The organism is Providencia alcalifaciens DSM 30120 (genome assembly GCF_000173415.1).
Taxonomy (GTDB): Bacteria; Pseudomonadota; Gammaproteobacteria; order Enterobacterales; family Enterobacteriaceae; genus Providencia; species Providencia alcalifaciens.
The window spans coordinates 133,022-151,987 of sequence record NZ_ABXW01000052.1; the positions used below are offsets into that span (position 1 = coordinate 133,022).

Here is an 18,966-nt window from a genome sequence, read left to right on the forward strand (position 1 = left end):
CCCGCTTACCATTTTCCAACCCGAGGAAACACTTAGAACAGTGCTTTACCTTGGCTATCTTTCACTTCAGTTTTCCATGCTGCACGTACTGCGGTCACAACTTCTTGAGGTAACACAGCATAGTCCAATGCTTCCGCTTGCTGACCGCCTTTCTCGTAAGCCCAGTTGAAGAAATCAAGAACCGCTTTACCTTTTTCAGCATTCGCTTGTTGCTTGTGAACTAAGATGAATGTGGTTGAGGTAATAGGCCATGCATTAGCACCTTCACGGTTAGTCAGGTCTTGTGCAAATGTTTTAGACCAATCCACTTTTTTCGCTGCTGCGCTGAAGCTGTCACCTGTTGGTGAAACTGGCTGACCATCCGCAGAAATGAGCTTAGTATACGCAAGATTATTTTGTTTTGCGTAAGCATATTCTACATAACCGATAGAGCCTGGCAGACGTTGAACAAAGGCTGCCACGCCATCGTTACCTTTACCACCTACGCTGTTTTTCGGCCAGTTAACCGTTGATCCCGCACCCACTTCATCTTTCCAATTTGCGCTAACTTTTGCTAAGTAGCTAGTGAAGACGAAAGTCGTACCAGAACCATCAGAGCGACGAACTACCGCGATGTTTTGGTCTGGTAATTTTACGTTTGGATTCAGTTTTACGATGGCTGGGTCATTCCATTTTGTAATTTTACCTAAGTAGATATCGCCCAGAGTTTTACCATCAAGAACCAGCTGATTAGATTCGATGCCTTTAACGTTTACCGCTAAAACAACACCACCAATCACGGTTGGGAATTGGAATAAACCGTCTTCTTTGAGTTTGTCATCAGTCAATGGCGCATCTGATGCACCGAAATCAACTGTTTTTGCATTAATTTGTTTCACACCACCAGAAGAACCAATCCCCTGATAGTTAATTTTATTACCTGTTTCTTTCTGATAAGTATCTGCCCACTTCGCATAAACAGGAGCAGGGAATGTCGCGCCAGCTCCGGTCAGGCTGGTAGCAGCAAAAGAAGACATTGCAGTCAGAGATAAAGTTGCTGCCATTACGCTTGCTAGTGTGGTACGCATCATTTTCATAATCCCTCCGGGGATGTAAGAAATAATCAAGTATTAAATTATTGGGTGTATGTCACGGTAGGGAAAATAGGACAATTGAGTTACGGCAATATGTCAAGTTTATGACAGTTTTATGACATTTGCGGATTTTATCGACAGGAAAAGAATAATAATGAGGGAGTAAAAACAATTAATTTATTATTTTTCAATGAATTAAATAGGATTAGCGAATATGACAGCCTAACGTTTGGAATATGACATTTTGTCATAAATGAAAAAATTTCTTTCTCTTTCTATCTTTCTATCTTTCTATCTTTCTATCTACACAGTATATCTCTAAGTATTTCAGCTTGTAGGTAGGCGACAAGCAAAGATATCTCAGGGAGCATACATGAGTATGTGACCTGAGTAGCTGAGCGTAGTCAACACCCCTACAAGTTGAAATACGACGAGATATCAGTCTTCGCGTTCTTTTAGGGGGAGAAGGGCCCTAATAGCAAACCCACCACGCTCACTTTTATGAATCTCAATATTTCCTTCGTGAGCATCAATAATTCGACGAATTATTGCGAGACCCAGCCCCGTGCCTTTGTTGCTGCGGGCTTTTTCGCCTTGAACAAATGGTTGGAATAGGCGTTGAATATCTTCTTCTTTGATGCCTGCGCCATCATCTTCCACTTGGAACCAAACGTAATCTTCATTCTTACCACTGCTGACTTTTATCCAGCCATTTCCGTAACGGTAAGCGTTCACTATCATGTTGGTAATCGCGCGCTTGATTGCTAGGTGGTTACCATTAAACATCACAGGACCTGGTACGAAATTGGTTTCAATTTCACCGATCACGTTAGTTTCAGCGACTACCGCCTCATTCAGAATGGCGTTAAGATCGCAGAATTCCATATCCATCTCTTGCCCTGTTTTCAGGTAAGACATGAACTGCCCGATAATGGCGTCACACTCTTCAATATCTTTATTAATAGATTCAGCGAGGTAACTGTCTTCCGGTCCCATCATTTCAGTGGCGAGACGAATTCGTGTAAGCGGTGTGCGAAGATCGTGGCTAACCCCCGCCATTAATACCGTTCGGTCATTTTCGAGTGATTTTATTCCCGCCGCCATATGGTTGAATGAGCGGATCGCCGCACGAACCTCTGTCGCACCTTTTTCTTGCATTGGCGGCATCACATGCCCCTTTCCTACCTCACCGGCATGATATTCCAGCTCCAATAATGGCTTATTTTGGTAGCGAATATAGAGCCAAACCCCTGCAAAGATGGTAAGGAAAACGGTCAGTGTATAACGGAAAACTTGAGAAAACTGATTTTGACCAATTTCGGTCAGTGGAACACGCACCCAGATATCTGGGGCTAGATAGGATGTTAGCCATAATATCGGATACTCACGGCCTAGCTCTAAATGTACACTCGCCTTGCCACCTAAGTATTCCGACATATTTTCACTTAGAAAATCATACTCTTTCGCCCAATTTAATCCTTCTTCCATCGCCGCTGAATGGGCGTAAAAGGTAATTCCAAGCTCATTGTAGATTTTCTTACGTAATGCGGGTGAAACTCGCACTGAGGTTCCATCTTGTAGAACCATTTTCTCTGTCATTAATGTCCGCACTTCATAAGCAAGCACTTTATTGAATTGCTGTAGACTTGGCATCACAACAAAATTCAATACCACCATATAGCTGGTCACAAGGCTTGCGAACAAGAGCGCAACAAATAAAAATAACGAGCGAGAAAATGTACTACGTCGAGAGAACCTCAGTCGCTTCATGCTTTACTTCCATCTGGAACGAATACGTACCCCAAGCCCCAAACAGTTTGAATGTAACGAGGGTGCGCAGGATCTTCTTCAATCATACGACGTAAACGTGAAATTTGAACGTCGATAGAACGCTCCATCGCACTGTACTCACGACCCCGAGCTAAACTCATCAGTTTGTCACGAGATAACGGTTCGCGAGGGTAAGACACTAATACTTTCAGTACCGCGAATTCACCACTGGTTAATGGCATGTTTTCTTCGCCTTGGAACATTTCACGCGTTCCGAGGTTCAGTTTGAATTTACCAAAAGTAATGACGGCATCATCTTGAGATGGCGCACCCGGTAATTCGTTCGCTTGGCGACGCAATACCGCGCGAATACGCGCTAGTAGTTCACGAGGATTAAATGGTTTAGGGATATAGTCATCCGCACCAATTTCTAAGCCCACAATACGGTCAACTTCTTCACCTTTCGCCGTCACCATAATGATTGGGATTGGGTTGTTTTGACTACGTAAACGACGACAAATTGATAAGCCATCTTCCCCAGGAAGCATTAAGTCCAATACGATTAAATGAATCGATTCCCGAGTGAGGAGCCTGTCCATTTGTTCAGCATTTGCTGCACTTCTTACCTGAAAACCCTGCTCGGTGAGGTAACGTTCAAGCAGAGCACGTAAACGCATATCATCATCGACGACGAGAACTTTATAACTTTCCTGCATTTATAGCCCCCAAAGTGTGGAATTTTAGAATTATTCTGCTGATGAACGTAACAAAAATAATATTCATACTACTAATTTACCATTAACATTCAGTTTAATGAATCATTTTACTCTTTAACTGATTATTGGTTTATAGCTAATTTCTAGAATAAAATAGGTAATTTTTCCGCCTGGAGTCGTGACCACCACTTCATCCTCAACCTGCTTGCCAATTAACGCACGGGCAACGGGAGAATCGATGGAAATCCACTGCTTAGCAGGGTCAAATTCATCAGCACCCACAATACGGAAAATTCTGATATTTTCGTTATCATCTTCAAGCTTAACCCAAGCGCCAAAAAAAACACGCCCCTCTTGGCGAGGGTCAGGTTCAACAATTCTAAGCTGATCCAATCTTTTGGATAAAAAACGAATACGCCGGTCTATTTCCCGTAGACGTTTTTTACCATAAATATATTCTGCATTTTCGGAGCGATCACCTTGCGCCGCAGCTTCAGAGACGGATTGAGTTACAAGAGGGCGCTCTTCTTTCCAAAGATATTTCAATTCTTTGTCTAAGGCATCCCACCCTTCACGGGTAATTAACAGGCTCTTATTCATCACATTAAAGGTATATAAATCGGATAATTATAATATTTTATAAAATATAATCTGCGACTTGCCTACCACTAGACAAAAATTCTGTCTGGCAATTCTGTCTACCAGCAAGTATAACTGTGCAGTCTATTTTTCACTGTTCTTTGAGTAGGTATTTAAACACGACATGAATGAAACTCTAAGCCAAATTATTGCGGCCGAACTGCAAGCCCAACCAAAACAGGTGTTTTCAGCCATTACATTATTGGATGAAGGTAATACTGTCCCATTTATCGCCCGCTACCGTAAAGAGGTCACGGGGGGATTGGATGATACTCAGCTACGTCAGCTAGAGAGCCGTTTAGGGTATTTGAGAGAGTTAAACGACCGTAAGCAAACCATTCTAAAATCTATTGATGAACAAGGTAAACTTACCCCAGAACTCGCTTCTGCCATCAATACCACGCTGAATAAAACCGAACTCGAAGATCTCTACCTTCCTTACAAGCCAAAACGCCGCACTCGTGGACAAATCGCAATCGAAGCTGGCTTAGAACCACTAGCTGATACGCTATGGCACGATCCAAGCCAGTCACCTGACGAACTTGCCCAGAACTATGTGGATGCTGAGAAAGGCGTGGCTGACACCAAAGCTGCTCTCGATGGCGCTCGTTATATTTTAATGGAGCGTTTCGCCGAAGATGCCATCCTATTAGCGAAAGTTAGGGATTATATTTGGAAGAATGCTCACATCGTTTCTGTTGTGGCTGATGGGAAACAAACCGAAGGTGTGAAGTTTAGTGACTATTTTGATCACCATGAGCCTGTTGCTCACGTCCCTTCACACCGCGCATTAGCGATGTTCCGAGGACGCAATGAAGGTGTCTTACAGCTGTCTCTTAACTGTGATCCCCAGTTTGAAGAGCCGCCAAAAGAGAGCTACTGCGAAGAAATTATTACTCGTCATCTTGATGTGCGTTTAAACAATGCACCCGCTGACCAATGGCGTAAAGCCGTCATCAGCTGGACTTGGCGAGTCAAAGTGCTTCTGCACTTAGAAACCGAAATCATGAGTACTCTGCGTGAGAAAGCAGAAGAAGAAGCAATTAACGTATTTGCCCGTAACCTCAGTGACTTACTGATGGCAGCTCCTGCCGGTATGCGCGCCACTATGGGTCTCGATCCAGGTTTACGTACTGGCGTCAAAGTTGCCGTGGTTGATGCAACAGGTAAAGTCATGGCAACTGACACCATTTACCCGCATACAGGTCAAGCCGCCAAAGCCGCCACTATCGTTGCAGCATTGTGCCAGAAATACCAAGTCGAACTCGTGGCAATTGGTAATGGCACCGCCTCACGAGAAACTGAGCGTTTCTTCGCTGAGGTGCAAAAACAATACCCAGAAGTCACTGCGCAAAAAGTTATTGTCAGTGAAGCTGGCGCATCCGTTTATTCTGCTTCTGAGCTAGCAGCATTAGAATTTCCTGACTTAGACGTATCCTTACGAGGCGCGGTTTCTATCGCTCGTCGCTTGCAAGACCCATTGGCTGAACTCGTGAAAATCGATCCGAAATCTATCGGTGTGGGTCAGTATCAACATGACGTGAGCCAAACACAGTTAGCACGCAAATTAGATGCCGTGGTTGAAGATTGTGTAAACTCTGTCGGCGTAGACCTTAATACGGCATCCGTCGCGCTCCTCACTCGCGTGGCTGGCTTGAGTAAAATGATTGCCCAAAATGTCGTCGATTGGCGTGATGCGAATGGTCAATTCAATGACAGAAAACAGTTACTCAAAGTCGCTCGTTTAGGTCCTAAAGCCTTTGAACAGTGTGCAGGGTTCTTGCGTATCACCAATGGTGATAACCCTCTGGATGCATCAACTGTTCACCCTGAAGCCTACCCAATTGTCGAAAAAATCCTTGAAGTCGTTCGCCAACCATTGAAAGAGATCATGGGCAATTCCCAAGTATTAAATAGCCTAAGCCCTCGAGAATTTACGACTGAGCAATTTGGGGTTCCTACCGTTACTGACATTATTAAAGAACTCGAAAAACCAGGTCGCGATCCGCGCCCTGAGTTTAAAACAGCGACCTTTGCTGAAGGCGTTGAAACCATGACTGACCTAACACCGGGTATGATCCTAGAAGGCGCAGTGACTAATGTCACTAACTTCGGTGCATTCGTCGATATTGGTGTTCATCAGGATGGGCTAGTCCATATTTCATCCCTATCCAACAGCTATGTTGAAGATCCTCACAAGGTGGTTAAAACAGGGGATATAGTGAAAGTGAAAGTGCTGGATGTGGATATTGCACGTAAGCGCATTGCGCTCACTATGCGCTTAGATGAGCAAGCTGGTGACGGTAATAGCGCGCCTCGTAGCGCTGCACCTGCACAGGATAGAAATACCCGTAAAGCGCCAGCACCAAGAGGCAATGCTCGCGGCAACAGCTCAAACGCGGGCAACAGTGCGATGGGTGATGCACTGGCTGCGGCTTTTGGTAAAAAGCGTTAACCCCTTCATGCCCTTACTATTGAGGTAAGGGCATTTATCACAACCTATTCAGTCAATAACGGAATACTTCTTCCAAATCTATTCTATTTATTAACTAAAAATAAATTAATTAATTAATTCAATTTATTATCTGTATTCCGTCTTATTTAATGATATTAATTAACAACATTAACACCTTTTTTTATTTTAAAAAAACTGCCAACTAAATCCCTTTTTGATCCATATCATTTAATCTTGCGGGAAAAAGAGGCTAAATATAACAAATGGTAGATGATTATGATTCTCATTGTTAATTAGATTTAATTTTATCTTCCACACTATTTCTTTTAAAGACGCACAAATTTATAATAATAATTATCAATATTATTCTTAATAACACCATCTATGATTTAACAGTTAAATCATAGAATAAACAGTAATTGGAAGGTACCATGTCCATACTTCCCCAATGCAGTTATAAAATACTTGGCTTTTCACCAGAGATAAGTCCAGCCTATCGCCAAAAATTACTCTCCCTTGGTCTACTTCCAGGCTCAGTATTTAAAGTGGTACGTTTAGCGCCGTTTGGTGACCCCGTACAAATAGAAACTCACCGCGTCAGCTTGGTATTACGCAAAAAAGATTTGGCATTGATTAACTTAGATGAAGTGCATACAAATTAATTATTCTTTGCATTTATTCCAATAAAGATTTTCATTTTTCACGACTGGCATACAACACTATGAAACCATTAACTATCGGCCTTATTGGTAACCCTAACGCAGGTAAAACAACCTTGTTTAACCAGTTAACAGGATCACGCCAGCGTGTCGGTAACTGGGCTGGCGTTACCGTTGAGCGTAAAGTTGGACGTTTCCAAACGCCTGAACACAAGATTGAACTTGTTGATTTACCGGGTACTTACTCACTCACAACCATTTCAGAGCAAACTTCACTTGATGAACAAATCGCCTGCTACTTTATTTTAAGTGGTGAAGCCGACATGTTGATCAACGTTGTCGATGCCTCAAACCTCGAGCGTAACTTATACCTAACATTACAGCTGGTCGAGCTCGGCGTTCCCTGCATCGTTGCGCTGAATATGCTGGATATCGCCGAAAGCCAACATATTGATATTGATGTTAAACAACTGGAAAAACAGCTGGGCTGCCCTGTTATCCCAATGGTTTCCACACGGGCTACGGGTCTCGAAAAACTCAAACAAGCTATTGATAACCATCCACAAAATAGCCAACAAGCTCTAGTTCAATACCCGCCACAACTTTTACAAACCGTCGATACACTTTCTGAGCAAATCTCTGCTCAGCAATTTAGCCAACAACAGCGCCGTTGGTTAGCATTACAGATCTTGGAAGGCGATATTTATAGTCGTCAACGCGCTAACATCTCTGAGCAAGTACTCGCTGAAACCCGCACCAAACTCAAAGAGACGTTACAAGAAGAACCAGAGTTATTAATTGCTGATGCGCGTTATCAATCTATCGCCACGATCTGTCATGCTGCGATTAATAACAGTGAAGCTGAACCGAATAAACTCACGCAGACCCTAGATAAATTTATCTTGAACCGCTGGCTGGGCGTACCTATCTTTTTATTTGTGATGTATCTGATGTTCGTCCTTGCTATCAATATTGGTGGTGCTTTGCAGCCGTTCTTTGAAGGGGCGTCAGAAGCTATTTTTATTCATGGTATCCAATGGATTGGTGCAACAGCAAACTTCCCAGAATGGTTGACTGTTTTCTTAGCTCAAGGCGTCGGTGGCGGTATCAACACCGTCCTGCCTCTCGTACCACAAATCGGTATGATGTACCTGTTTTTATCTATCTTAGAAGACTCCGGCTATATGGCTCGTGCAGCTTTTGTCATGGATAGATTAATGCAAGCCCTTGGTTTACCTGGCAAGTCTTTCGTTCCGCTGATTGTCGGATTCGGTTGTAACGTTCCTTCTATCATGGGTGCTAGAACGTTAGATGCACCTCGTGAACGCCTTATTACCGTCCTGATGGCGCCATTTATGTCCTGTGGTGCTCGCTTAGCCATCTTTGCTGTATTCGCAGCGGCTTTCTTTGGCAAAAATGGCGCGAGTGTCGTGTTCTCTCTGTACCTTCTTGGTATTGTCGTCGCAATCCTGACAGGCTTATTGCTCAAACACACCCTAATGCGTGGAGAAGCCTCACCCTTTGTGATGGAACTACCGGTCTACCACGTCCCTCATACCAAAACGTTACTCATTCAAACTTGGCAGCGTTTAAAGGGCTTTGTGGTTCGTGCAGGTAAGGTGATTGTCGTAGCAAGTATTTTTATCGGGGCACTTAACAGTTTCTCCTTATCTGGTAAGCCTGTTGATAATATTAATGACTCTGCGCTTGCTTCTGTCAGTAAAGTCATCACGCCAGTATTACAGCCAATCGGTGTACACAGTGACAACTGGCAGGCTACCGTTGGATTGATTACAGGTGCAATGGCAAAAGAAGTGGTCGTCGGTACATTAAATACGCTGTACACCGCGGAAGCGATCACCAGTGAGCCTTTTGATGCAGCATCTTTTGATCTACTCGATGAGTTAGAATCTGCTGTTGCAGATACTTGGGATAGCTTGAAAGAGACTTTCTCCATTAGTGCGCTCTCCAACCCTATCGAAGCAAGTATGGGGGATGCAGAAATGGCGACGGGCTCAATGGGCACCATGGCAGCGAAATTCGGTTCTGATATCGCGGCATACAGTTACCTGATTTTCGTGCTGCTATACGTACCTTGCGTGTCAGTGATGGGAGCTATCGCTCGAGAAACCAACAAAAGCTGGATGACTTTCTCGATTCTTTGGGGACTGAACGTTGCTTATAGCTTAGCTGCCTTGTTCTACCAAACCGCGACATTTAACGAGCATCCGCAAAGTAGTTTGATAACGATAAGTGCCGTTATCATATTTAATATTGTGTTGATTACGGTTCTACGTCGTGTGCGAAGTCGCGTTACCTTCAATATTAAATCAAAAACAGCACAGCAGTGTTCTGGTTGCTCTAACAATAGTTGTCACTAAGGAAAATACGATGGTCAGCTTGTTGCAAGTCCGAGATTTAATCGCTCTCTATGGGCAAGCTGACATCGCACTGCTCAGTTCTCAATTGAATGCACCTACAGCACTGGTCAATGCCATGGCGGAAAAACTGGTCAGTATGGGAAAAATTGAAAAAGTCGATATCAGTGCCTGTTTAACCGGGACCAGCTGTAAAGGATGCCCTGAGAGTAATGATTGCTCTCATTTTGTGTATAAAATTAAATAATACGTTTATTTTATGTCATATTTAAAAAGCTCTGACGAATTTTGATATCTTCCATAAAATTCCTAATCCTTTTTTATTCCATCCTTTTTTAAAAGTATTTTTACTTTCACTATTTAGAATGACGATTGCTCTTCATTAATCATTCTATTTAGAAAAGGATATATATGAGAAACCAATCTCTATCAGTTTTTAGCAACCCATTTGTTAACCCTTTTAAATCAAAGCAAGCTACACATTCTGTTTCACCTCAAGCGTCAACTCAGAAACATATTGAAGAACATTGTCTCTCGCGTAGTTTAGCCAACGTCTTTTTAATTAATGAAGCCAAAAATTTACCCATCAATTTTGTTGCTGAAAACCAAAGCTTATCGAGTTTACCCTCATATGATGAGGCCTGCTCTAGCCCATTACCGGGGTTGCCAACGTATAATGATTCGACCTATTTACCCACTTACCTAGAGCTAGAGTCCAATCCAATAGGCTCCGCTTACGACAAAACAAATAATTTATTACCTTCATACGATGAAACGCTTAATCAATTCTCTTCGTTAAAAAAAGAATCTCCTGCGTTCTTACAGACGATCACTAAAATCAAGGATCACTACTTATCGATTAAACATAACCAATATTTCTTTAAGATTAGCAAACCTGTAAAAGCTTATGGAAAAGAAGATGCAATAAAGTTGATCAATAAGCATCGTCTTTCAGAAGAAAAAAATAAACACATTCCTAACGACCAAAATGTTTCTTTTAAAAAATATAATAAACAGGTTCATGACCTTGCTATTAAATATTTTAAATATTTGAGTGATATAAACTATAAACATATATTTAAAGATCAAGAAATTAATCTGCATCCCGCTTTGCAGAATTTATCTGCTGAATTTGCGGGTAAATTGCAAGCAACCCATAAAATTAGTCAAAAAACCACGAACCACCTACTGCAAGCGGCCCATGAAACTATCATCAATCAGGGGTATAAAGACCTTGCACAACAAATGAAGCATCACGGTTTAGTGACTGAAACACAGCAAAAAGAGATTTACCTACCTCAAATTGAGACGTTAAATAACCTGAAATCGACTCTTCAGCAACGTATTGCCAATGATAACTCTGCTATTTTCATGCAGTTTATCCTGGGGCAAGAGTCCCGTGCGGCTAGCATTCAATCTGCTGCCAGCATGAATCAAAAGATATACAGGCTCGTCAATGGTGATCATAGCATTTCACAATTTAATACATTTGAACAATTTTTCAGCGCCCTAGAAAACATTATCTACACCAACAACTTAAATAATGGTTTTTCGCCAGATCGCGTTGTATTCCAGCAATATTACCAGCAAGGTGGAGCTGTCAATATTCTTGATTCTTGATTCTTGATTCTTGATTCTGTCTCGATAATAGGTTGTGTTGTTTAAGCAACCTATTCATCTCTATCCTTATCCAAAAATTCAAAGTTTCTCCTATTTATCATTCCCACAATATTTTTAAGACTCACTTTGCTCAACAATTCATCATAATGCCCCCTTACTTCACCTGAATATTCACGCTAATCGTAAGGAGCGTCTCTATGTTAATTTCCTCAACACCATTCCAACAAAATACATTAATACATGATACGAATAGTCAAAAAGTTATAAAAAATTATTATTCTAATAATCAGAAGCTTATTGAGTCTGCAACCCATTCACTCTCTAGAGGATTAACCAGCGTTTTTTTAATCAATGAAGTGAATAACAAAGGAATTAGTTTTATTAATTTACTAACGAAGAGCCGAATTCAATCTCATGCCACCCAACAAACAAATGGCCCACTGTCACAGAATGAAAATATTGATAATAAAAATTTCAGTAAAAAAGTTTTTCGTGAATGCCTTACTGAAGTGCTTCAATTCCAAGATTTTTATACTCCGCTAAAGTTTTATAAACAGTATGCTGAATTGAGTAGTGACATTGACTTACAAGGAAGTAAAAATGTGCTCAAAAAAATCTCAGAACACCAGCAACAAGAAGAGAAAAATCCTCGTATAAGTACACATAACACTTATCATTTTAAGCATTACAATCAACAAGTTCATGAACTAGCAAAACATTACTACCAAGGGATTAGTGATGGCATATATAAATACACAAATGAAGGTGATAAATTCCGCAACGATAATGAATTTAAAGCCTTAGAAAATGATTTTACTGATCATGCCAAACTTAAAGCACTCGTCGAGCAGCCAACTAACGAGCTAGTAAACCGCTTTCTTACCGCTGCGCACGCTGAAAAGTGTAACCAAGAATTGGGTAATTTTGATCATTTATTAGGGATGCAAGGTTTAATTCCGAATCCTACTGAAAATAGCACCCATTTACCTCAGCAAAAAACACTCCCTCAGCTAAAAGCTGATTTGCAGCAATATAGTACTCCCGCAGAAGCATCCTCTACTTATTTACAGTTGTTATTTTCCGATGACACATTAGCCGTCAGCATTCAGCCGAATTCTTCAGGTTCACGCATGAGTTATAAAATTTTCGATCCCAATAAAAACCTTCAGCAATTCGATGACTTCGCTGGATTCATGCAAGAATTAGCCACTAAAATTGCACAATATAACCATAAAAATAACCAGCCCAGTGGCTTGGTCTATGTGAAAGAATTTCACCCGCAAGTCAATGATGACACCTTAGTGGGGTCTTATCTATCTGTGTAAATTACACTGTCTTTTTCATCCAGAAAACAATTACATAAGTGATTTATTACTTATCTAATTGTGTGAAAAACTCGATTAAGTATTCTGAAAATTCATCAGGATGAGAAACAAATGGTGCATGAGCACAATGGCGCATCACAATGGATGATGAATGGGGATAAAGCGCATCTAATTTAGAGACAATTTTACGCGGAACTAAACCGTCTAAATAACCGTAAATACGTAGGAAAGGAACGGTTAAATGAGTCAGCTCTTCACGTAAATCCTCGGTACGCAAAGATTCTAATCCCATATTTAATACTTCAACCGTTGGCATCGGTAACGCTAGCACAACCGATTTAAGCGTACGAGCATCTTCGCGGGCGCTTTCTGTCCCTAATGTCTGTAGTGCTAAAAAACGCTCAACGGTACGTTGAAAATTCTCAGAAAGCATCTTCTCAAAATTAAGTAATACCTCAGGCTTAATACCCTGCCATTCCTCATGAGCCCTAAAACAAGGCGATGACGCCACGGTAATTAGCGCTTTTACTTCATCAGAGTGATCAAGCGCAATACGACTTGCCACTAATCCGCCCAAAGACCACCCTAGCCAAATCGCATTTTTAGGCGCTTGCTCCCATAAAATATCTGCCATTGACTGAACTGACATTGGCGAAAAATCTCGACTACGACCATAACCAGGCAAATCAACTAAATGGATGCGAAATTGCGAAGCGACTCGCGGAATAATGGTTTGCCAAACCTCTGCGTTCAATCCCCATCCGTGCAGTAACACAATATCTTGTTTTCCTTCACCAACCGTCTGCCAATATAGCGTCGCCATGATTACACTCTCTTTCCTGTCAATTTCATTATCATTTTTCATCTAGGATCTGCCTATGCTAGCAATGGAAGGGGTCTGTTGGCTATGCCAGCAGGAATTAAAAGTTCCTCGGCAAGGAATATGCAGTTTTTGTACGAAAAACTTACCGCCAATGCCACGAGTTTGCCCACAATGTGCTCTAACCAGTGAATATATTGACGCTTCTTGTGGACGCTGTTTGCTTCAACCGCCACCTTGGCAAAAGCTGATCACCGTCTCACCGTATCGCGCCCCATTACGCCAGCTTATCCATCAATACAAATTCCACCGTCAGCCTCAACTCGCTGTAGCACTGACCCGCCTATTCCTCATCCACTGGTTAAATGGGTATCGCCAACAAAAATGGAAAAAACCAGATAGGTTGATAACCATTCCGCCCCATCCAAGGCGCTGCTGGCGTAGAGGGTTTGACCACATGGCACTAATGGGTAGTAATTTAGCCACATGGTTAAATATTGCCTATTCGCAAAATTCATTGCGCCGCTCTCGTGATACACTGGCGCAAGTTTCATTAACACGTAAACAGCGCCGCAATAATCTTAAAAAAGCGTTTGCCCTTGAAACTTCGGTTTCAGGTCTACACATAGCTATTATTGATGATGTGATTACAACTGGCGCCACCATGCATGCTGCTGCTCAATTGTTGATTTGTGCGGGAGCGCATACTGTTGACGCGTGGTCACTCTGTCGCACCTTGTAGGAAGGGTGTAAATGGGCGTATTATAACCAACTAAAGCAGTCAACTATTATTGAGCAAGAGATTATGATTAATATTACTGAAGCAGCACAGACTCACTTCGCCAAGTTATTGGAAAGCCAAGAGTCAGGAACCCAAATTCGAGTATTTGTCATTAACCCAGGTACACCAACCGCAGAGTGTGGTGTTTCTTATTGCCCTCCAGGTGCCGTAGAAGCAACTGATAAAGAGCTGAAGTTTGAAAAGCTCTCTGCTTATGTTGATGAAATTAGTGCACCGTTCCTAGAAGATGCAGAGATTGATTTCGTTACTGATCAACTAGGTTCGCAATTAACCTTAAAAGCACCTAACGCAAAAATGCGTAAAGTGTCTGATGATGCACCACTCATTGAACGTGTTGAATACGTTTTACAGTCACAGATTAACCCACAGTTAGCCAGCCATGGTGGTCGTGTATCATTAATGGAAATCACCGAAGAAGGTTTTGCTATCCTACAATTCGGTGGCGGCTGTAACGGTTGTTCTATGGTTGACGTAACACTGAAAGAAGGTATTGAAAAAGAGCTGCTGAAAATGTTCGAAGGTGAATTAAAAGGTGTTAAAGACCTGACTGAGCACCAACGCGGCGAGCACTCTTTCTACTAAGATTTTCGACTTATTTTCAGGGCATCCACGGTATATCCGTGGGTGCTTTTTCATGATATTCCCCCTAATTTTCCGGTATTTTATGGACCATTTTGAGACACTAACACCTGAACAAGCTTACCAACACTGGTTAGATGGCACCGCCATTCTTGTCGATGTTCGCGATCCCCAAAGTTTTCGTGCTGGTCATGCAACAGGTGCTTACCACTTAACCAACGAATCGCTTCACCCATTCTTAGAAAAAACAGATTACGAACAGACCATTATGGTAATGTGCTACCACGGTCACAGCAGCCAAGGCGCTGCACAATATTTAATTAATCTCGGTTTTGAATCTGTATACAGTATTAATGGCGGATTTGAAGCATGGTCACGGGAATACCCCCAAGCCATTACGGCGCTCTAAACGAGACAACGTATTTATGATCCACATTATCTCTTTTGAAAATCCACGGATGGCTCAAGCGTTTGTTGACTATATGGCAGGACAAAATATCCAACTACAAGTCCATCCTTCCAACGACCAACAACATTATGAATTATGGCTCAACGACGAGCAGCATACTGAACAGGTACGCCAAGAACTCGAAGCCTTTTTACGCAATCCAAATGATCCTCGTTATCTTGAAGCAAGCTGGCAAACGGGACGTACTGATGCTCAATTTCAGTATCGAAACTACCTGACATTTGGCTATTTAAAACAGCAATCGGGTCCTTTAACCATTGCCGTTATTTTGCTCTCCATAGCCGTTTATTTGTGGGTCACCCTGACAGATCCCCGTGAAGTTCTATACTATTTAGGTTGGCCTATTGGCGATCAGCAAAGTGAACTATGGCGCTGGATCAGCCCCGCTTTTGTTCATTTTTCTATTTCGCATATTGGTTTCAACCTTGCGCTCTGGTGGTTTCTTGCTGGGCAAGTTGAGAAAAAAATGGGAACAGGAAAACTGTTCACTATTTTATTAGTCTCCGCATTATTCAGTAACTGGGGTCAATCCCTCTTCAGTGAGAATAACTTTGGTGGTTTATCGGGTGTCGTTTATGCGCTGGTTAGCTATGTTTGGGTGACTGGCGAACGCCGCCCAGAAATCGGTATCGGCATCCCTCGTGGGCTCATGATATTCTCGATTATCTGGCTATTCTTCGGTTACTTTGACCTCTTAGGTATGGACATTGCTAATGCCGCACATACTTCAGGGTTAATTATCGGATTATTGATGGGAATATGGGATAATAGGCTTAGTTTTAAACACCAAGGTTCCAAATAGAACATTTTATAATTAGAGGCTAATGCTGTGAAACAAACCCAGAGACATGATGCAATTGTTGAGCTTGTGCGTCTTCAGGGATATGTCAGTACTGAAGAACTTGTCGAGCAGTTTGAGGTTAGCCCTCAAACTATCCGCCGAGACCTCAATGAGCTTGCTGAACAGAATAAGATCCTACGACACCATGGTGGCGCAGCCTTGCCTTCAAGTTCCGTCAATACCGCCTATAATGACCGCAAAACGATGTGGTCTGAAGAAAAAGCGCGTATTGCCCAGCGCGTGGCAAGCCAAATTCCTGACGGCGCCACCTTGTTTATTGATATCGGTACCACCCCTGAAGCCGTCGCCCACGCATTGGTTAACCATAAAAACCTACGCGTCGTCACGAATAACCTAAACGTGGCAACCTTACTGATGGCAAAAGAGGACTTTCGTTTGATCTTAGCAGGGGGAGAAGTGCGCTCCCGTGATGGCGGTATTGTCGGCGAAGCAACCCTCGATTTTATCTCTCAGTTCAGACTGGACTACGGTATTCTAGGGATCAGCGGGATTGATATGGACGGCTCACTGCTGGAGTTTGATTATCATGAAGTGCGCACCAAACGCGCAATTATTGAAAACTCCCGTCATGTTATGTTGGTCACCGATCATTCTAAGTTTGGTCGTAATGCGATGGTAAATTTAGGTAACATGAACTTAATCAATACGTTATTTACCACTCAATCTCCTCCAGCTAGCATTCTGAAAGTTATCGAACAACATAACGTTCAATTAGAACTCTGCTAAAGCACGATTTGTGACTTCCAATGATGGTAGCCAGCCTGCCATCATCTCTTCTTTTTTCCTTTCTTTTCATCCTCTTGTCATCACCTTGTCATATTACCAACTTATTAAACAGATTAAATTTATACACAAAATGTTATTAGCATCACGCGGTTGTTATTTTTATGGATTACAGGTTGGCATACGTACAAAATTTGATTACAATCAAATGAGCGAAAACGAACATTATAGAAAATGGTTCGAACATCTCAGGGGGATGCATGGAAACGAAAGACTTGATTGTAATTGGCGGCGGAATCAACGGCGCTGGTATTGCGGCAGATGCCGCGGGGCGTGGATTATCTGTACTGCTGCTTGAATCTCAAGACTTAGCGAGTGCAACTTCATCTGCAAGTTCGAAACTGATCCACGGTGGATTACGTTACCTCGAACATTATGAGTTTAGACTCGTTAGTGAAGCGCTTGCTGAGCGTGAAGTCTTGTTACGACTGGCGCCACACATCGCATTCCCAATGCGCTTTCGTCTACCTCACCAACCACATTTACGCCCAGCTTGGATGATCCGTATTGGTCTGTTCCTATATGATCATTTAGGCAAACGCGTTAGCTTACCAAGTAGCAAAAGTTTAAAGTTCAACCAAAATTCTGTGCTTAAACCAGAATTAACCAAAGGTTTCGAATACTCAGATTGCTGGGTTGATGATGCGCGTTTGGTGGTATTGAACGCTCAAGAAGTGGTACGTAAAAACGGTGAAGTTCGCACTCGCACCAAAGTGACCCGCGCATATCGCGAAAATGGTCTATGGATTGTTGAAGCGCAAGACTTACGTACTGGCGAAACGCTTACTTGGAAAGCCAAAGGACTGGTCAACGCAACGGGTCCTTGGGTAAAAGAGTTCTTCGATGACGGCTTAAAACTGAAATCCCCTTATGGTATTCGTCTGATCAAAGGCAGCCATATTGTGGTTCCACGCGCCCACGATGAACCGCAAGCGTACATTTTACAAAACGAAGATAACCGAATTGTCTTCGTGATCCCTTGGATGGATGAGTTCTCCATTATCGGTACCACCGATGTTGAGTACAAAGGGGATCCAAAAGATGTGAAAATTGACGAAAAAGAAGTCAATTATCTGCTGAAAGTGTATAACGACCACTTCAAAAAACAGCTGACCAAACAAGATATTGTGTGGGATTACTCCGGTGTTCGCCCTCTGTGTGATGACGAATCAGATTCTCCACAAGCAATCACTCGTGACTACACTTTAGATATTCACGATGAAGATGGTAAAGCCCCATTACTGTCAGTATTTGGTGGTAAATTAACCACTTATCGTAAACTGGCTGAAGCCGCTGTGGGTAAATTAGCGACATATTATCCACATGCGACAGGTCCTTGGACCAAAAATGGTCAATTACCCGGTGGTGACATCGAAGGTTGCGACCGTGATGGTTATGCACGAGTATTAACTCAACATTACCCTTGGCTTCCGGAAGGTCTAGCACTGCGTTACGCAAGAACATACGGCAGCAACAGTAAGCTGATTTTAGCAGGCGCAAACTCACTGTCAGATTTAGGCGAAGCTTTCGGTGCAAACGTCTATGAAGCTGAATTACGTTACTTAGTCGAAAATGAGTGGGTTGTAGAATTAGACGATGCGATTTGGCGTCGTACCAAATTGGGCATGTGGCTGAACGACGCTGAAAAACAGCGCATTGCACAATGGCTGGCAGAGCACACTAAAGTGGCTGTGACCGCATAATCTCGCAAGAGATACGCAGTAAGATAGAATCGTAAAAAACTCGTTGTTGTACCAAAAGCGCCTATCTGTGCCCACAGACTGGCGCTTTTACCTTCTGCTCTCCTGCAACTTATTCGCCTTGCTTCCGTCTCATAATTCTGTTTATAATTCATTCGCAATTTTGCCCCTTTCTAAAGTGAGTCTTTCCGACGATGAACTAAGTCCTGCCAGAAAATATCTACGATGCCTTATTGAAGGTCATTATTTTCTGTTCTTGGCAGACACAAGTTCTCATTTTTTCCTTTGCGAAAGATAGCATTCCGTTGTCTGCCCT

Annotated in this window: 17 protein-coding genes; 12 read left to right on the plus strand and 5 right to left on the minus strand. The window is 42.4% G+C overall.

The window, feature by feature from the left end; genetic code table 11:
- Nucleotides 1–32 precede the first annotated feature (32 nt).
- From pstS to greB, 4 genes are all read right to left on the minus strand, one after another.
- Entirely contained in the window at nucleotides 33–1,076 is a 1,044-nt protein-coding gene (gene pstS / locus PROVALCAL_RS12530) for a phosphate ABC transporter substrate-binding protein PstS (RefSeq protein WP_006659653.1), read from the minus strand.
- Nucleotides 1,077–1,511: 435 nt separating this feature from the next.
- Nucleotides 1,512–2,843: a two-component system sensor histidine kinase EnvZ gene (gene envZ, locus PROVALCAL_RS12535; protein ID WP_006663097.1), complete on the minus strand. Its 1,332-nt coding sequence runs from the start codon at nucleotides 2,841–2,843 to the stop codon at nucleotides 1,512–1,514.
- Nucleotides 2,840–3,559 carry an osmolarity response regulator transcription factor OmpR gene (gene ompR / locus PROVALCAL_RS12540; protein ID WP_006659655.1) on the minus strand — a complete coding sequence of 240 codons (720 nt, stop codon included), beginning with the start codon at nucleotides 3,557–3,559 and terminating at the stop codon, nucleotides 2,840–2,842. Before ompR ends, envZ begins: the two co-directional genes overlap by 4 nt.
- A gap of 114 nt (nucleotides 3,560–3,673) precedes the next feature.
- On the minus strand, nucleotides 3,674–4,159 hold the full coding sequence (gene greB, locus PROVALCAL_RS12545; RefSeq protein ID WP_006659656.1) for a transcription elongation factor GreB: 486 nt from the start codon (nucleotides 4,157–4,159) through the stop codon (nucleotides 3,674–3,676).
- A 163-nt stretch (nucleotides 4,160–4,322) separates the two neighbouring features.
- On the opposite strand from greB, the gene PROVALCAL_RS12550 reads away from it, so the two are divergent.
- From PROVALCAL_RS12550 to PROVALCAL_RS12575, 6 genes are all read left to right on the plus strand, one after another.
- Nucleotides 4,323–6,653 carry a Tex family protein gene (locus tag PROVALCAL_RS12550; RefSeq protein WP_006659657.1) on the plus strand — a complete coding sequence of 777 codons (2,331 nt, stop codon included), beginning with the start codon at nucleotides 4,323–4,325 and terminating at the stop codon, nucleotides 6,651–6,653.
- Between the two features lie 431 nt (nucleotides 6,654–7,084).
- The gene (gene feoA, locus PROVALCAL_RS12555) at nucleotides 7,085–7,315 is read left to right on the plus strand and encodes a ferrous iron transporter A (RefSeq protein ID WP_006663100.1); all 231 of its coding nucleotides are present in this window, start codon (nucleotides 7,085–7,087) and stop codon (nucleotides 7,313–7,315) included.
- 59 nt (nucleotides 7,316–7,374) lie between these two features.
- Nucleotides 7,375–9,693, plus strand: a complete 2,319-nt coding sequence (gene feoB / locus PROVALCAL_RS12560) for a Fe(2+) transporter permease subunit FeoB (protein WP_006659658.1) — start codon at nucleotides 7,375–7,377, stop codon at nucleotides 9,691–9,693.
- Nucleotides 9,694–9,703: 10 nt separating this feature from the next.
- Nucleotides 9,704–9,937: a FeoC-like transcriptional regulator gene (locus PROVALCAL_RS12565; protein ID WP_006659659.1), complete on the plus strand. Its 234-nt coding sequence runs from the start codon at nucleotides 9,704–9,706 to the stop codon at nucleotides 9,935–9,937.
- A gap of 164 nt (nucleotides 9,938–10,101) precedes the next feature.
- Nucleotides 10,102–11,310 carry a hypothetical protein gene (locus tag PROVALCAL_RS12570; protein WP_006659660.1) on the plus strand — a complete coding sequence of 403 codons (1,209 nt, stop codon included), beginning with the start codon at nucleotides 10,102–10,104 and terminating at the stop codon, nucleotides 11,308–11,310.
- A gap of 197 nt (nucleotides 11,311–11,507) precedes the next feature.
- On the plus strand, nucleotides 11,508–12,635 hold the full coding sequence (locus PROVALCAL_RS12575; protein ID WP_006659661.1) for a hypothetical protein: 1,128 nt from the start codon (nucleotides 11,508–11,510) through the stop codon (nucleotides 12,633–12,635).
- A gap of 46 nt (nucleotides 12,636–12,681) precedes the next feature.
- Here the strand turns inward: PROVALCAL_RS12575 and bioH are convergent, their stop codons facing one another.
- The gene (gene bioH, locus PROVALCAL_RS12580; protein WP_039862019.1) at nucleotides 12,682–13,458 is read right to left on the minus strand and encodes a pimeloyl-ACP methyl ester esterase BioH; all 777 of its coding nucleotides are present in this window, start codon (nucleotides 13,456–13,458) and stop codon (nucleotides 12,682–12,684) included.
- Nucleotides 13,459–13,513: 55 nt separating this feature from the next.
- Here bioH and PROVALCAL_RS12585 point away from each other — a divergent pair, with 55 nt between their 5' ends.
- From PROVALCAL_RS12585 to glpD, 6 genes are all read left to right on the plus strand, one after another.
- On the plus strand, nucleotides 13,514–14,197 hold the full coding sequence (locus PROVALCAL_RS12585) for a phosphoribosyltransferase family protein (RefSeq protein WP_006659663.1): 684 nt from the start codon (nucleotides 13,514–13,516) through the stop codon (nucleotides 14,195–14,197).
- Between the two features lie 63 nt (nucleotides 14,198–14,260).
- Nucleotides 14,261–14,839 carry a Fe-S biogenesis protein NfuA gene (gene nfuA, locus PROVALCAL_RS12590; RefSeq protein ID WP_006659664.1) on the plus strand — a complete coding sequence of 193 codons (579 nt, stop codon included), beginning with the start codon at nucleotides 14,261–14,263 and terminating at the stop codon, nucleotides 14,837–14,839.
- Nucleotides 14,840–14,921: 82 nt separating this feature from the next.
- Entirely contained in the window at nucleotides 14,922–15,245 is a 324-nt protein-coding gene (gene glpE / locus PROVALCAL_RS12595) for a thiosulfate sulfurtransferase GlpE (RefSeq protein WP_006663106.1), read from the plus strand.
- Between the two features lie 16 nt (nucleotides 15,246–15,261).
- Nucleotides 15,262–16,107: a rhomboid family intramembrane serine protease GlpG gene (gene glpG, locus PROVALCAL_RS12600; RefSeq protein ID WP_006659666.1), complete on the plus strand. Its 846-nt coding sequence runs from the start codon at nucleotides 15,262–15,264 to the stop codon at nucleotides 16,105–16,107.
- Between the two features lie 27 nt (nucleotides 16,108–16,134).
- The gene (locus PROVALCAL_RS12605) at nucleotides 16,135–16,893 is read left to right on the plus strand and encodes a DeoR/GlpR family transcriptional regulator (RefSeq protein ID WP_006659667.1); all 759 of its coding nucleotides are present in this window, start codon (nucleotides 16,135–16,137) and stop codon (nucleotides 16,891–16,893) included.
- A gap of 257 nt (nucleotides 16,894–17,150) precedes the next feature.
- Nucleotides 17,151–18,653, plus strand: coding sequence for a glycerol-3-phosphate dehydrogenase (gene glpD / locus PROVALCAL_RS12610; protein ID WP_006659668.1), 1,503 nt, complete (start codon nucleotides 17,151–17,153; stop codon nucleotides 18,651–18,653).
- Nucleotides 18,654–18,966 lie beyond the last annotated feature (313 nt).